The organism is Hymenobacter rubidus, assembly GCF_016734815.1.
Lineage (GTDB): Bacteria > Bacteroidota > Bacteroidia > Cytophagales > Hymenobacteraceae > Hymenobacter > Hymenobacter rubidus.
In genome coordinates, this window is sequence record NZ_JAERQF010000036.1 from 24,838 (window position 1) to 38,807 (window position 13,970).

Genomic DNA, 13,970 nt, shown 5'->3' on the forward strand with positions numbered 1-13,970 from the left:
GTCCTTCGCTGCGCTCAGGATGACAGTTCTTAACTCACGACACCATTCAAAATCTCTGCCGCGTGCATCACCCGAATCGGCAGCTTGACGCGGCGCACAATGCCTTCGAGGTGCATCAGGCACGACATGTCGCTGCCGGTGAGCACCTCGGTACCGTTCAGTACGTGGTCGGCCACCCGGTCCTGGCCCATGCGGGCCGAGATGCCGGCCTCGCTCACGCAGAACGTGCCGCCGAAGCCGCAGCACTCGTCGTTGCGGTTCAGATTGGTCAGCTCAATGCCCTCGAGCGAGCGCAGCAGGCGGCTAAGCTGACCGTCGCGCACGGGCGTCATCTCCGATTCGTTGGCCTGGTGCAGGCCGCGCTGGCCGTGGCAGCTCAGGTGCAGGCCCACTTTATGCGGGAAGGCGCCGGGCAAGCTCTCCACCTTCAGCACGGTGCTGATGAAGTCAATCAGGTCGTAGGCCGCGCCGCGCACGTGCTGCACGTCGGCGGTCTGGTCCAGCTTGTCGAAGTGCTTGCGGACGTGGTACACGCAGCTGCCTGAGGGCGCCACCACGTAGTCGTAGTCGCTGAAGGTTTCTACAAAATGCTTGTAGATGGGCAGGGCGTCGCGCTCGCAGCCGCTATTGGCCAGGGGCTGGCCGCAGCAGGTTTGCTGGGCCGGGAAGTGCGCCTGCACCCCCAGCTTCTCCAGCAACTGCAGTGTGGCAATGGCTGCTTGCGGGTAGAACTGGTCGATGTAGCAGGGGATGAATAGGGCGACTTTCATTCTTGGGGTTTGTAGCTTGAAGTAGTAGAACGTCATGCCGAGCGTAGCCGAGGCATCTCGCGTGCCACCACTAATCTTTTTCTGACGATTGAGTTACTACCACAAGCGAGATGCCTCGGCTACGCTCGGCATGACGTTCGGGGTTCGTTCAACAACGACGCGACGCGAATACGCGTCTCTACATCGTTTTAATGTTTGTTCACGGGCACGGCATCGCCGCGCAGGGCGGTAGGCATGTCCTCATCATCGGTAAACAGCGGCTGCGTTTTCTTCAGCGCCTCGCCCTGCTCCAGGTGCACCAAAGCACCTAAAGCAGTTGCCTGCGGCACCTCCAGCGTGCGGATTTCCGCCTTCGGGAAGTTCCAGCTCAGCGTTTGCATGAAGAGCGGATTACGAGCGAAACCGCCATCGACGAAGATGGTTTTCTCACCCTGCCACACCAGATGGATGGATTCGAGCAGAATATTAATCAGCCCGTGCATGAGGTGCTGGTAGGCATCCGAGGCGGTGCGGAAGCCGCTCAAGTCCCACTCCTCGGCCGGTTGGTCGGGGAAGGGGCCGGTGCCGGCCATGCAGGCGGGGCGGAAGCCGGCCGACGCCTCATCGTACGGCCGGGCCAGCACGATGGAGCGGTAGAAATCGGGCTTGACGTGGAAGTGGGCGGCAATGCGCTCCACTTGAAAGTCGTGCTCGCGGCCCAGGAACACGCGGGCGGCGCGGGTAGCCTCGCCCCGGGGCGTCATGAAGCTGAGGCAGTCGCGGCGCAGCAGCTCCGGCGTCAGGGCGTTGCTGTTGAAAGGGTTGATGGTGACCGACCAGGTGCCGGTGGAAACCAGCACGAAGGGCTCATCATTCTCGGCCAAGTAGGGCATCACGGCCGAAGTGCTGTCGTGCAAGCCCACGCCCACCATGATGCCGTCCACCACCGAAGCGATGGAATCGCGGGTGAGGGGTGCCAGCTTCTCGTCGATGCCCTCGCGGTACACCCACTCGTGGTAGTCGCCGCGCTTGTAGTCCCACAGGGCAGTGTGGCAGCCGATGGACGTGAAGTCGCTGAATTTCTCGCCCGAAATCAAGTAAGAGAGGTAGTTCGGCAGGTGCAGCGAGGTGTGAATCTGGGCGTATTTCTCCGGTTTGGCGTATTTCAGCCAATAAAGCTGCAGGCCCGAATTCAGCAGCCCCAGCCGCGGCGAACAGGTGTCGGCCGCGAATTCTTCCGGCGACTGGCTGAGTTCGGCGTAGAACTTGGCCTCGATATCAGCCGGCATGGGCTTGAGGTAGTTGTAGAGCGGCAGCAGGGGCTGGCCGTCGGCGCCGAGGTGCACCCAGCTGGCGCCATAGGCCGTGAAATTCACGCCCTTCACGGTGTAGTGCGGGTGGTGGCGCAGCTGCTTCCAGTGGTCGAGCACCCACTCCGTGAGGCGGGGCAGGTGGTCGCACACGAAGCCGTCGTCATCGAGCACATCGGTGCACACGTGCAGCTCCTCGTTGATAATCTGCTGGTCCTCATCAAAGAGAATCAGCTTCTTATTGGTCTTGCCAATGTCGAAAACGGCGTAAACAGTTTTCTTGATGCCTGGATTCATAGCCCGGTCGATACGCTGTGCTTGCCGCGTTGCTGGATAAGTTTCTCGCGCACGCCCTCGGCGCGGAAGGCCGCGAGGGGCCGGATGGCGCCGCCGCTGCGCAGGTAGGCTTCCGAAACCAACGGGCGCACGTCGGTGAGGAAGGCGTCGCGCAGGATTTCCTCGGCGCGCACCACGTCGTTGGCGTCTTGGGCTTCGGCGAGGGCTTCGCGGTCCACCAAAAGGGCTTTGGCGTAGGCCGAGAGGATGTTTTCGACCGATTGCAGGAGGTCCTCCAGCGGGTCTTTCACGTTGTGGCTGGCGTCAATCATGTAAGCTACGGCCTCGGCGGGCACCGATTTATCGAGGGCGGCGTCTACCAGCTCGTTGAAAATCAGGAACAGCTGGAATGGCTTGATGCTGCCGGTGGTCAGGTCGTCGTCGCCGTACATTGAGCCGTTGAAGTGGAAGCCCCCGAGGCGGCCAAACTGCCGCAGACGGCCCACAATCTGTTCGATATTCGTGTTGGGCAAGTGGTGGCCCAAATCAACCAGCACCTGCGCCTGCTGGCCCAGCGCCTGGCACAGCGCCAGCGAAGTGCCCCAGTCGGGAATCACCATCGAGTAGAAGTTGGGCTCGTAGGGCTTGTACTCCACCAGCATGGTCCAGTCGGAAGGCATCGCCTCGTAGATGGACGCCAGCGACTCCTGCGTCCGCAGAAACGCGCGGCGCAGGTGCGACTGGCCCGGGAAGTTGGAGCCATCGGCCAGCCAGATGGTCAGCGTCTTGGCGTCGAGCTGCTTGCCGTAGCGCACGCAGTCGATATTGTGCTGAATGGCCTGCTCGCGCACGGCCTTGTCGGTGTGGCTGAGCGAGCCGAACTTGTAGGACTGCGGCTGGTCTTTCTGGTCCTGGAAGGTGTTGGAGTTCACCGAGTCAATCACCAGGCCTTTTTCCTTCAGCAGCTGTTGCAGGCCGGGAATGTCCTGTGGAATATCCCACGGAATGTGCAGTGAGATGGAGTTCGACGAGCGGTTCAGCGCTTGCAGAATGCCCACATCGCTGATTTTGTCTTCCAGCGTCGCGGGCTCGCCGCCAGCTGCGAAACGGCCGAAACGGGTGCCGCCCGTGCCCAGCGCCCAGCTCGGAATCGCCACCTGAAAATCAATCAGCTTTTTAACCACCGCCGCTACATCGGCATGGCGCAAGCCCGGCGACTCGGCGAGGTGCTGGAAATTCGTTTTATGGTCGGCCAGCAGCGGCTGGTTGAGTTCGGCTAGGCGTTGGTCAGAGAACATAGTTGGCGAGGGAATAATGTCCGGTGTTGAATGGGTAGATACAAATTACCCGTTTCTGTGAGGGCGAACTGTTCTGGGCTCTCCTGTTTTTGGCGACGGAAAATTTGAGCGGGTTAATTATCAGAACGTCATGCCGAGCGCAGCCGAGGCATCTCGCTTGTGGTAGCAACTCAATCGCCTAACGATTATGATTACTGCTACACGCGAGATGCCTCGGCTGCGCTCGGCATGACGTTCTTTCCTCGTCTGCTTGCCCTACAACGACCCCCGCCGAATCGTGTAAAACGGGTTCTTCACCTTCACGCGCTGCTTCTCCAGCAGCAGCGTGGCGGCGGTTTTGCCCATGGCTTCGAAGTCGGTGGTAATCACCGTCATGTTCAGCAGTTCTTTGAGGGGCGTTTCGTTGAAGGAAATGATGCCGACTTCGCGGCCCAGCAGGTAGCTGGTCTGGCGGATTTTCTTCACCAATTCTACCAAGTCGGTTTCGCGGATAACCACGTAAGCGGTTCCGGCCTGCACTACCTCGTTCATGGCGTTTTCCACCACGGCAAACTCTTTATTGCGCATCAGGCAGAAGGAGCGGAAGCCCCAGGGCAACTCCTCCGGGTGGTTGGCGTCGGAAGGCAGCACCAGCACCAGGCGGGAGTACTTTTCAAGCAGGTCTTCGGAGCTTTCCAGGGCGTTGAAAATGTCCTTATCGAAGTCCTGAAATACGCGCAGGCAGTCGTGGGTTAGCTCAGGAATGTCCTTGTCGAGCAGCACCAGCTCCTGGCTGGGAATGGTGTTCAGCACGGCCCGCGACTGGGCCTTGTCGCTGTTCAGCGCGAAGTGCGGCATCACCACGTAATAGTTGTACTTGCCGAGGTTCTTCTCGATGATTTCCTGAAACAGATTCACGTTATAATGGTGAATCTGCAGGTCGACGGTGGCGCGGTCGCCAAGGGTTTCGAGAAAGGCGTAGTAGATGATTTTTTTGTAGGAGCTGAGCTTGTTGAAGACCAGCAGAATCTTCAGTTTCGAGGTGTCGCTGGCTTCCACGTAGTAGCCCTTGCCCTGCACCGACGTGATGAACCCCCGCTCGCGCAGTTCGCGGTAGGCCTTTTCCACGGTGTCGCGGGCTAGGTAGTGCTCCACGCTCAGCTCGCTGATGCTGGGCAGGTGGTCGCCGTTTTTCAGCACGCCGCGCTCGATATCCATGATGACCGACTGCACAATCTGCTTGTACTTCGGCGTTTTATCGAGGGGCTTTAGTTGAAGTTGATACATCCCGGAGGTGGAGGGCAAGTCGTGCGATTTCATGCTTTTCTACTTAGGAAAACCCGGTTGGAAGCGGCGAAATTCAGCAGCGCAAAGAGAAAAGTGGGAGAGGGGAAAAACGCGAGGCGTTACCCAAATGTAGCCTTTTCCGCAATGCCAGTGGATAGGTGGGGAATAGAGGGGCGGCCCTAACAAACAAGAACGTCATGCAGAGCGTAGCGAAGCATCTTTACCTCAACAGTAAATCAATTACTACTGCGGTAAAGATGCTTCGCTACGCTCTGCATGACGTTCTAATTATTCGTCAAGCAGCCAACAGGTTAGCGCACGAAGGCCATGGCCACGCCGCCGTCTACGTTGAGCACGTTGCCGGTCGACTTGCTCAGCGAGCCGTCTACGAACACGCGCACGGCTTTGGCAATGTCTTCCGACAGCAGCTCTTCGCCCAGCAGGGTGCGCTTGGCGTAGTAGGCCGGCAGCTCTTCGATGGAGATGCCATAGGCCTTGGCGCGGCCGGCTGCCCAGCCACTTTCCCAGATTTTCGAGCCGCGCAATACGGCGTCCGGGTTCACGGTGTTGACGCGGATTTTGTCGCCGCCCAGTTCCGCCGCCAGCAGGCGGCTCATGTGCAGCTGGGCGGCTTTGGCCGTGCCGTAGGCTACGTTGTTGGGGCCCGAAACGAGGCCGTTTTTGCTGGCAATGTTCACAATATCACCGCCCAGGGCCTGCTGGCGGATGATGGCCACAGCGGCTTGGCTCACCAGGAACTGGCCCTTCACCAGCACATCATTCAGGATGTCCCAGTCGGCCTGGGTAGTGTCGGCCAGCGGCTTGGAAATCGACAGGCCGGCGCAGTTCACGATGATGTCGACGCCGCCGAATTGGAGGATGCCGGCTTTCAAAGACTCGGCGATGCTCTCGGCGCTGGTTACTTCGATGGGCGCGGTGATGGCGCTGTCCTTGCCGAATTGCTTGCGCAGGTCGGCCTGGGTTTCTTCAAGGCGGTCGCGGTCCACGGCTACCACGCAGGCGCCGAACTTCAGCAGCTCCTCGCAGATGGCTTTGCCGATGCCGCCGGTGCCGCCGGTGACATAGGCGATTTTGCCTGACAGGGCTTTGGGCGGAGCCATGCGCTGGAGCTTGGCTTCTTCCAGCAGCCAGTATTCGATGTTGAAGGCTTCCTGCTCGGGCAGGCCCTGATAGGTGCTCACGGCTTCGGCGCCGCGCATCACGTTGATGGCGTTGGTGTAGAACTCGGCGGCGACGCGGGCGGTCTGCTTGTCTTTTGAGAAGGAGAACAAGCCCACGCCGGGCCACAGGATGATAACCGGGTTGGCGTCGCGTATGGCGGGCGAGTTGGGGTGCTTGCTGCGCTCGTAGTAGGCGGCGTAGTCGGCGCGGTAAGCTTCGAATTGGGCTTCCAAGTAGGTTTTTACGCTGGCGGCGTCACCGTTCATCACGTCGGCGTCGAGTACGAGCGGGCGGATTTTGGTGCGCAGGAAGTGGTCGGGGCAGGAGGTGCCTTTGGCGGCGAGGCGGGCCAGGTCGTGCGAGTTCACGAATTCGAGGACGCGGGCATCGTCGGTGTAGTGGCCCAGCATGCGGCGCTGGCTGCTGGCTAGGCCGCGCAGCACGGGCATCACGGCGGCGGCGGCGTTGCGGCGGCCGGCGGCGTCGAGGGTTTGCTCGCGCTTCACGCCGCCGAAAACCGGGGCTTTCTTGCCGTAGTTGGCTTCGAGGTAGGTGGCGGCCTGCTCAATTACCTCCAGGGTGTTGATGTACGACTCGTACGAGGTGTCGCCCCAGGTGAACAGGCCGTGGCCGCCGAGGATGACGCCGCGCAGGCCGGGGTTGTCGGCCACGATTTTCTCGAGTTGCAAACCAAGGTCGAAACCCGGCTTCTGCCAGGGCAGCCAGCCCATGGTATCGCCCCAGATTTCGTGCATAATCTGCTCGCCGTCCTTGCTGGCCGCAATGGCAATCAGGGCATCGGGGTGCAGGTGGTCGATGTGCTTGAAGGGCAGCAGGCCGTGCAGCGGGGTGTCGATGCTGGGCGTGGCGCACTTGGGGTCGAAGAGGCAGTATTCAAACAGGCCTACCATTTCGTCTTCAAATTCGAGGCCGCGGTAGCGGTTTTTCAGCTGGTGCAGCTTTTCTACGTAAAGGTTGGCGCAGCCCGAGCGGGTCAGGGTGCCGATGTCGCCGCCCGAGCCTTTCACCCACATTACTTCGGCGGCTTCGCCGGTCACGGGGTTGGTTTCAGTGATTTTGCAGCTGGTGTTGCCGCCGGCGTAGTTGGTCAGGCGCAGGTCGGCGCCGAGCAGGTTGGAGCGGTAGAGGAAAAGGGCTACTTCGTCGCCGGCCAGCTCGGCGGCTTTGGCTTCGTCCCAGAGGTAGCTGACGTGCTGGAAAGTGAGGGTTTTTTCCATGAGAGATGGTGCAGATGCGTTAACCGGAATTCGAAATAGGTTTGCGATGGTACAAAGGTGCCCGGTGGCCGGGGCGGTCAACATCCTGCACTCTCCTGCTTCGGAGGTAAATAAAATGTTATACTCTCTGCTGAACGATGTAGGGGCGGGGCCTGCCCCCGCCCGTCGTTGAACGGAATCGTTAAGACGGCGCGAGCGCCCGGGCGGGGGCAGGCCCCGCCCCTACGTCGTCCGGGCGGCGCTTTCGCTGTTATTTCGCGGTCAGGAGAGCACAGGAGGGTTTGGACTCACTTACCGGGCAGCTTTGCCTAAAATCGACGTAACTATGGCTGTTATCTGGGGAGTTATCCTTCATGCGCTGGGCGGCTTCGCTTCCGGTAGTTTCTACCTGCCGTACAAGAAAATAAACGGCTGGGCCTGGGAAAGCTACTGGCTGGTGGGCGGCATCGTATCGTGGCTGTTGGCGCCCTGGATTCTGGGCTACCTCACCGTGCCGCACTTGTTCGAAGTGCTGCATCAGGCCGATAATTCGACCATTGCCTGGGCGTATTTCTGGGGCATACTCTGGGGCACGGGCGGGCTCACGTTTGGCCTGGCCATGCGGTATCTGGGCTTGTCGCTGGGAATGGCCGTCACGCTGGGGCTGTGCGCCGTGTTTGGCACGCTGGTTCCTCCCATTTACGAAGGCAAGATGGGCGCGCTGCTGGCCACGCCGTCGGGCCGGTACATTATCCTGGGCTTGGGCGTGTGTGTGCTGGGCATTCTCATCTGCGGCCGGGCGGGCCTGCTGAAAGAAAAGACGCTGACCACCGAGCAGAAGCAGGAATCCATTGCCGAGTTCGACCTGAAAAAAGGGCTGCTGGTAGCCGTGTTCTCGGGCATCATGAGCGCCTGCTTCTCGTTCGGCCTCACGGCCGGGCAGCCCATTGCCAAGCTGGCCGAAGCCAACGGCACCAACCCGCTGTTTGTGAACAACGCCATTCTGGTCATCATTCTGGCCGGCGGCCTCACCACCAACGCCATCTGGTGCCTCTACCTCAACCTTAAAAACAAGACCTATACCGACTACCTGAACCCCTCGTACCCGGCCCTGCGCAACATTCTGTTCTGCGCGCTGGCCGGCACCACGTGGTACTTCCAATTTTTCTTCTACGGCATGGGCGACAGCCAGATGGGCGCCTACCGCTTCTCGGGCTGGACGCTGCACATGGCCTTCATCATTGCCTTCAGCAGCATGTGGGGCCTGGTGCTGCACGAGTGGCGCGGCGCCAACCGGACCACCATGCGTACCGTTACGCTGGGCATTATTGCCGTGGTGCTCTCTACCGTAGTAGTAGGCTATGGCAACTACCTAGGGTCGCCGGAGCACAGCCAGGCAGCGCAGGAAACGGCCGTTGTCAACGAATAAACCGTTCGGCCATTTACAAACGGCAGGCCCCTCCGACAACACTTGTCGGAGGGGCCTGCCGTTTGTAAATGGCTCTTGTCCGGCATGTTGGAGTGGTGGGGAATTACTCGTTTTTGGGCAGCCGGGTCGAATAAAAATCGGCAAAAAATTATAGCTTTCATCAGCCTCGGCATTGGGGTGGAAATAGCGGTTGATAATCAAGCAAAATACTTCTTTGGTGAAGGGCTGGCTCTTCATTTATAGGGCTTGAATGCTGTAGAAAAGAGGGGAAAATAGTATAAGAATCAGCAAATTCAGGAGAGCACAGGTGAGTGTGGGCGGTGGGAAGCTCGTGCTTTGTCAGAACCTAAGGAAGCCCTCACTCACAGGTGGCTCCCTCGTATTCAAAACCCACCAATCATCCTTTCCATGAGCAAAATATACCAGCTGACCCGCCTTCTGCTGCTGGTGCTGGCGGCGCTGTATGCGCCGGCTGCACTGGCCCAAACCCAAACGAGAACCGTGAGCGGCAAAGTGAACACCGCCGACACCAAAGAATCCCTGCCCGGCGTGACGGTGCTGCTGAAAGGCACCACCACCGGCACCGGCACCGGCCCCGACGGCACCTACACGCTGCAAGTGCCCAATGAGGGCGGCACGCTGGTGTTTTCCTTTGTGGGCTACGCCACCCAGGAAGTGGCCATCAACGGCCAAACCACCATCAGCCCTACGCTGAGCCCCGACACCAAGGGCCTCGACGAGGTAGTGGTGGTGGGCTACGGCACCCAGAAGGCCGGCAACGTGACCGGCGCCGTGACGGGCATTACCGCCAAGGAGATTGAGGAGCGGCCCGTGAACCGCATCGAAAACGCGCTGGTAGGCCAGATGCCCGGCGTGTACGTGCAAACGCCCTCGGGCGAACCCGGCGCCGACCTGCAAATCCGGGTGCGCGGCGCGGCTTCCATCAACGCCTCGAACGAGCCGCTGTATGTGGTGGACGGTGTGCCGGTCGACAACCTGCGCGGCATCAACCCCACCGACGTGGCCAACATTGAGGTGCTGAAAGACGCCGCTTCGGCCGCCATCTACGGCTCGCGCGGTTCCAACGGTGTGGTGCTCGTGACCACCAAGCGCGGCCGGAAAGGCGCGGCCAAGCTGCAGTTTTCGGGCTTCACGGGCGTGCAGAAGGTGGAAAGCAAGCTGAGCGTGCAGTCGCCCGAAGATTGGATTCAGATGCGCAAAGAGGGTATTGACCTCGACTGGGTGGCCCAGAATCCGGCGTTGAACAAGCCGGAAGACTCCCGCGCCACGCGCCTGCAGCGCCTGACCGTGAACGGCGTGCCGCCGAGTAGCACCAACGTCATTCGCTACACTTACGACCCCAAATGGCAATACGGCCAGGACAGCCTAGCCTACACCGACTGGCAGAATGCGCTGTTTCGGAAAGCCAAAATGCAGCAATACACCGTGGGCGTGTCGGGCGGTACCGACAACGTGACGTATAACATCAACGGCTCGTATCTGGACCAGGACGGCGTGGTGCTGGGCACCAACCTGAAGCGCGCCACGCTACGCGCCAACTTCGATGCCCAGATTAAGAAGGGCATCAAGCTGTTTATGACTCTGGCGCCCAGCATGGAGTGGGCCAGCCTGGGCCGCGTGGACGGCACCGGCGCGCAAGCGCTGAACGCCGCCCAGATGCCCCCCGTGGGGCCCAAAGAGGCCGGCAACTACGTGGGCGCGCAGCCCTACCGCAGCTACAACTACTCGGGCAACTACATCAGCCCCGTGGCGGTGATGGAGCGTAGCGACGTGAGCGGCACCCGCACCCGCCTCAACGCCAACATGGGCCTGAACCTGGACCTCTACAAGGGACTGCAACTGCAACTGCTGGGCGCGCTCGACAACGGCTACTACCAGGACCAGCAGTTTTACCCCACCAGCACGGTCGTGACCTGGTACAATGCTACCAATGAGGGCGCCCTGAGCCGCTCGCGCTACTACCAGACCTTCAACCAGCGCTACCTCTTCCAGAGCGTGCTGAACTACACCCGCGCCTTTGGCGACCACCACCTGAACACCATCCTGGGCTACTCGGCCGAGCGCACCCAGGAAGACCGGTCGCAGCAGGAAAACACCCAGCTGCCCAATGACTGGACTTACCTGTTCGACCGGGCCAACTCGACCACCAACCAGAACAACATCGCCGTACCGGTGAAGGACCTGCTGCTGTCCTACTTCACCCGGGCGCAGTACGACTACAAGCAGAAGTACCTGCTGTCGGCCAGCTTGCGCCGCGACGGCTCTTCGAAATTTGGCAACAACCGGCCGTTTGGCTACTTCCCGGCCGTGAGCGTGGGCTGGCGCGTATCGGGCGAAGAGTTCATGGCCGGCGTATCGGCCATCTCGGACCTGAAATTCCGGGCCAGCTACGGCGTGACGGGCAACAACCGCATTCCGAGCAACTCGCAGTTTGCCGTGCTCGGCGTGAACAACTATCCGCTGGGCACCAACCAAACGCCCACCACCGGCTACAGCCCCAGCAACTTCCAGAACGACGTGCTGGGCTGGGAGCAGACGGCCAGCTGGAACTACGGCCTCGACTTCAGCGTGCTCAACAGCCGCCTGTCGGTGACGGCGGATTACTACATCAAAAATACCTCCGACCTGCTCTACACGGTGCCGGTGTCGTCCATCACGGGTTTCACGCGCAGCCTGCAAAACATTGGCAACGTGCGCAACGTGGGCGTGGAACTGGGCCTGAACTCGCGCAACCTGGTGGGCGCTTTCGAGTGGAGTACCTCGTTCAACGCTTCCTACAACGACAACAAGGTGACCAAGCTGGGCTACGACGACACCCCCGTGCCCGGCGGTTTCCAGAGCCTGACCAGCCTGCTGCAGGTGGGCGTGCCCATCAACTCCTTCTACCTCTACGACGCCATTGGCGTGTATAAGAACCAGGCCGAGCTGGACGCGGGCCCCAAAATGGCCGGCTCGCGGGTGGGGGACAGCAAGTACCGCGACGTGAACGGCGACGGCGTTATCACCAACGACGACCGCACCATCATCGGCAACCCGAACCCCAAGTTCACCTTCGGCGTGAGCAACAACTTCCGCTACAAAAACTTCGACCTGAGCGTGCTGGTGAACGCCCAGCAGGGCGGCAATTTGTATTCGCTCATCGGTCGCTCCATCGACCGGCCGGGCATGGGCTACCTCTACAACCACGCCACCAACTGGAATAACCGCTGGCGCTCGCCCGACAGCCCCGGCGACGGCATGACGCCGTCCATCAGCGCCACCACCGGTGCCTACTTCGACTCGCGCTGGCTGTATAGCTCCGACTACCTCCGCGTGAAGAACATCACCCTCGGCTACACCCTGCCCACCAAGCGCTTCTACTCCGGGGCCCGCGTGTATTTCGCGCTCGAAAACGCTTACATCTGGCACAACTACACCGGCGGCTACTCGCCCGAGGCCCTGCAGGCCGGCGGCTACGACAACGGCAGCTACCCGCAGGCCAAAACCTACACGTTCGGCTTCAACCTGTCGATATAAGCGCCTTCCCATCCCTTTAAACCGACATTCCGATGAACGCATTTAAACTTTTCGCGTGCGCCGCCACGCTGGGCCTGGGCACGGTGCTGGCCACGGCCTGCAATGAGAAAGACCTCTACATTCCGCCCGTGGCCAACAACACGGCCGACGAGTTCTACAAGGACGAGTCGCAGGTGAACCAGGGCGTAATCGCCATCTACAACGGCGCCCTGTCGTTTCCGCAAAGCTCGAACTGGAACATGTCGGAGTTTCGCTCCGACAACATCAACGCGCAGGTGCAGACGGTGCAGCGCGACTTCAGCGACATCAGCAACTTCACGGCTACCTCGCAGCTGAGCCAGCTCCAGACCACCTGGACCGACCTGTTCGAGGTGGTGTACCGCTCCAACATCCTGCTGGAAAAAATTCAGCCGTTTAGCTTTGCCCGCGTCAACCAGTTCAAGGGCGAAGCCCGGTTCCTGCGCGCCTATGCCTACTTCGACCTGGTGCGCTACTGGGGCCCACTGCCCATCGTGGACCACGTGCTGGGCATTGAAGAGTCGAAGACTGTGCCTCGCTCGCCCATTGCCGATGTGTACAAGCTCATCGTCGATGACCTGAAGTTTGCCGCCGACAACCTGCCGGCTTCCTACAGCAGCACCGACAAGGGGCGCGCCACCAAATGGGCCGCCAAGGCCATGCTGGCCCGCGTGTACCTCACCATGTACGGCTACCCGCTGCGCGACGCCAGCGCCCTGCCGCTGGCCAAGCAGCAGCTGATGGACGTGTACGCCGCCGCCGGCACTACCACCTTCTCGATGGCCGCCAACTTCGCCGACCTCTTCAAAACCGTGAACGACAACAAGTACGCGGTGTTTGAAATTCAGTACGCCTCGGGCGGCGTGGGCCTGGGCAGCACCATTCCGTGGGACCAGGGCAGCGTGTTTCCGTCGTGGTGGTCGCCCTTCGCGCCCAGCCAGACCGACATTACGCCCAGCCCCGACTTCCTGGGCAAGAACTGGCCCATGCGCGACCTGCGCCGCCGCGCCACCCTCGACACCGTGTACGTGAACCCCACCACCGGCGCAATTACGACCACCCGCGCCCAGTTCACCAAGTTCCTGGAAAAAGGCACCACCGCGCCCCAAAACAACCGCGACTATTCCAACAACTTTCCCATCATCCGCTTCGAAGACGTGATGCTGATGTACGCCGAAGTGCTGACCTACGAAAGCAACTCGGTGCAGCCGCTGGCGCTGTCGTTGGTGAATCAGATTCGGACCCGCTCGGGCATCGCCGCCTACACCACCACCTCGCCCGAAACGGCCAATGCGACGGCCTTCATCGACGCCATTCTGAAGGAGCGCAAGTACGAGTTTGCCGCCGAAGGCATTCGCTGGTTCGACCTGGTGCGCACCGGCAAAGCCATTTCGGTGATGACGGCCTACAAGCGCCTGACCACCCCGCTCACCGCCCGCCAGCTCGACGACCACGACCTGCTGTTCCCCATTCCGCTGCTGGAGCTGCGCATCAACCCCGGCTTCTGGCAGCAGAACCCCGGCTACAACTAAGCCGCCGGCTTTTAACTGAGGTTGTAGCAAAAAAACGTCATGCTGAGCGCAGTCGAAGCATCTTTACCGCAAGAGTAACCATTGCTTTTGTGGTAGAAATGCTTCCTCAACGCCCGGCATGACGTTCATTTTTAATACAGGTCGCTCTCCCAACCT

Annotated in this window: 8 protein-coding genes; 3 read left to right on the forward strand and 5 right to left on the reverse strand. The window is 60.7% G+C overall.

The window, feature by feature from the left end; all coding sequences use genetic code 11:
- Positions 1–29 precede the first annotated feature (29 nt).
- From JKL48_RS19075 to JKL48_RS19095, 5 genes are all read right to left on the reverse strand, one after another.
- Complete coding sequence (locus JKL48_RS19075; RefSeq protein WP_201986025.1) at positions 30–770, reverse strand: (Fe-S)-binding protein; 741 nt, start codon at positions 768–770, stop codon at positions 30–32.
- Between the two features lie 188 nt (positions 771–958).
- Positions 959–2,356, reverse strand: a complete 1,398-nt coding sequence (locus JKL48_RS19080; protein ID WP_201986026.1) for an FGGY-family carbohydrate kinase — start codon at positions 2,354–2,356, stop codon at positions 959–961.
- Complete coding sequence (locus JKL48_RS19085) at positions 2,353–3,633, reverse strand: TIM barrel protein (RefSeq protein ID WP_201986027.1); 1,281 nt, start codon at positions 3,631–3,633, stop codon at positions 2,353–2,355. Before JKL48_RS19085 ends, JKL48_RS19080 begins: the two co-directional genes overlap by 4 nt.
- 255 nt (positions 3,634–3,888) lie before the next feature.
- Positions 3,889–4,932 (reverse strand): GntR family transcriptional regulator, encoded by a 1,044-nt coding sequence (locus JKL48_RS19090; protein WP_236668915.1) that lies wholly within the window; start codon positions 4,930–4,932, stop codon positions 3,889–3,891.
- A gap of 278 nt (positions 4,933–5,210) precedes the next feature.
- On the reverse strand, positions 5,211–7,319 hold the full coding sequence (locus JKL48_RS19095; protein ID WP_201986028.1) for a bifunctional aldolase/short-chain dehydrogenase: 2,109 nt from the start codon (positions 7,317–7,319) through the stop codon (positions 5,211–5,213).
- A 325-nt stretch (positions 7,320–7,644) separates the two neighbouring features.
- Between JKL48_RS19095 and rhaT the strand changes: the two genes are divergently transcribed.
- The 3 genes from rhaT (at position 7,645) to JKL48_RS19110 (ending at position 13,814) form a co-directional block, all read left to right on the forward strand.
- On the forward strand, positions 7,645–8,727 hold the full coding sequence (gene rhaT / locus JKL48_RS19100; RefSeq protein ID WP_201986035.1) for an L-rhamnose/proton symporter RhaT: 1,083 nt from the start codon (positions 7,645–7,647) through the stop codon (positions 8,725–8,727).
- Positions 8,728–9,135: 408 nt separating this feature from the next.
- Positions 9,136–12,264, forward strand: a complete 3,129-nt coding sequence (locus JKL48_RS19105) for a SusC/RagA family TonB-linked outer membrane protein (protein WP_201986044.1) — start codon at positions 9,136–9,138, stop codon at positions 12,262–12,264.
- 32 nt (positions 12,265–12,296) lie between these two features.
- Positions 12,297–13,814, forward strand: a complete 1,518-nt coding sequence (locus JKL48_RS19110; protein ID WP_201986047.1) for a RagB/SusD family nutrient uptake outer membrane protein — start codon at positions 12,297–12,299, stop codon at positions 13,812–13,814.
- Positions 13,815–13,970: the final 156 nt, after the last annotated feature.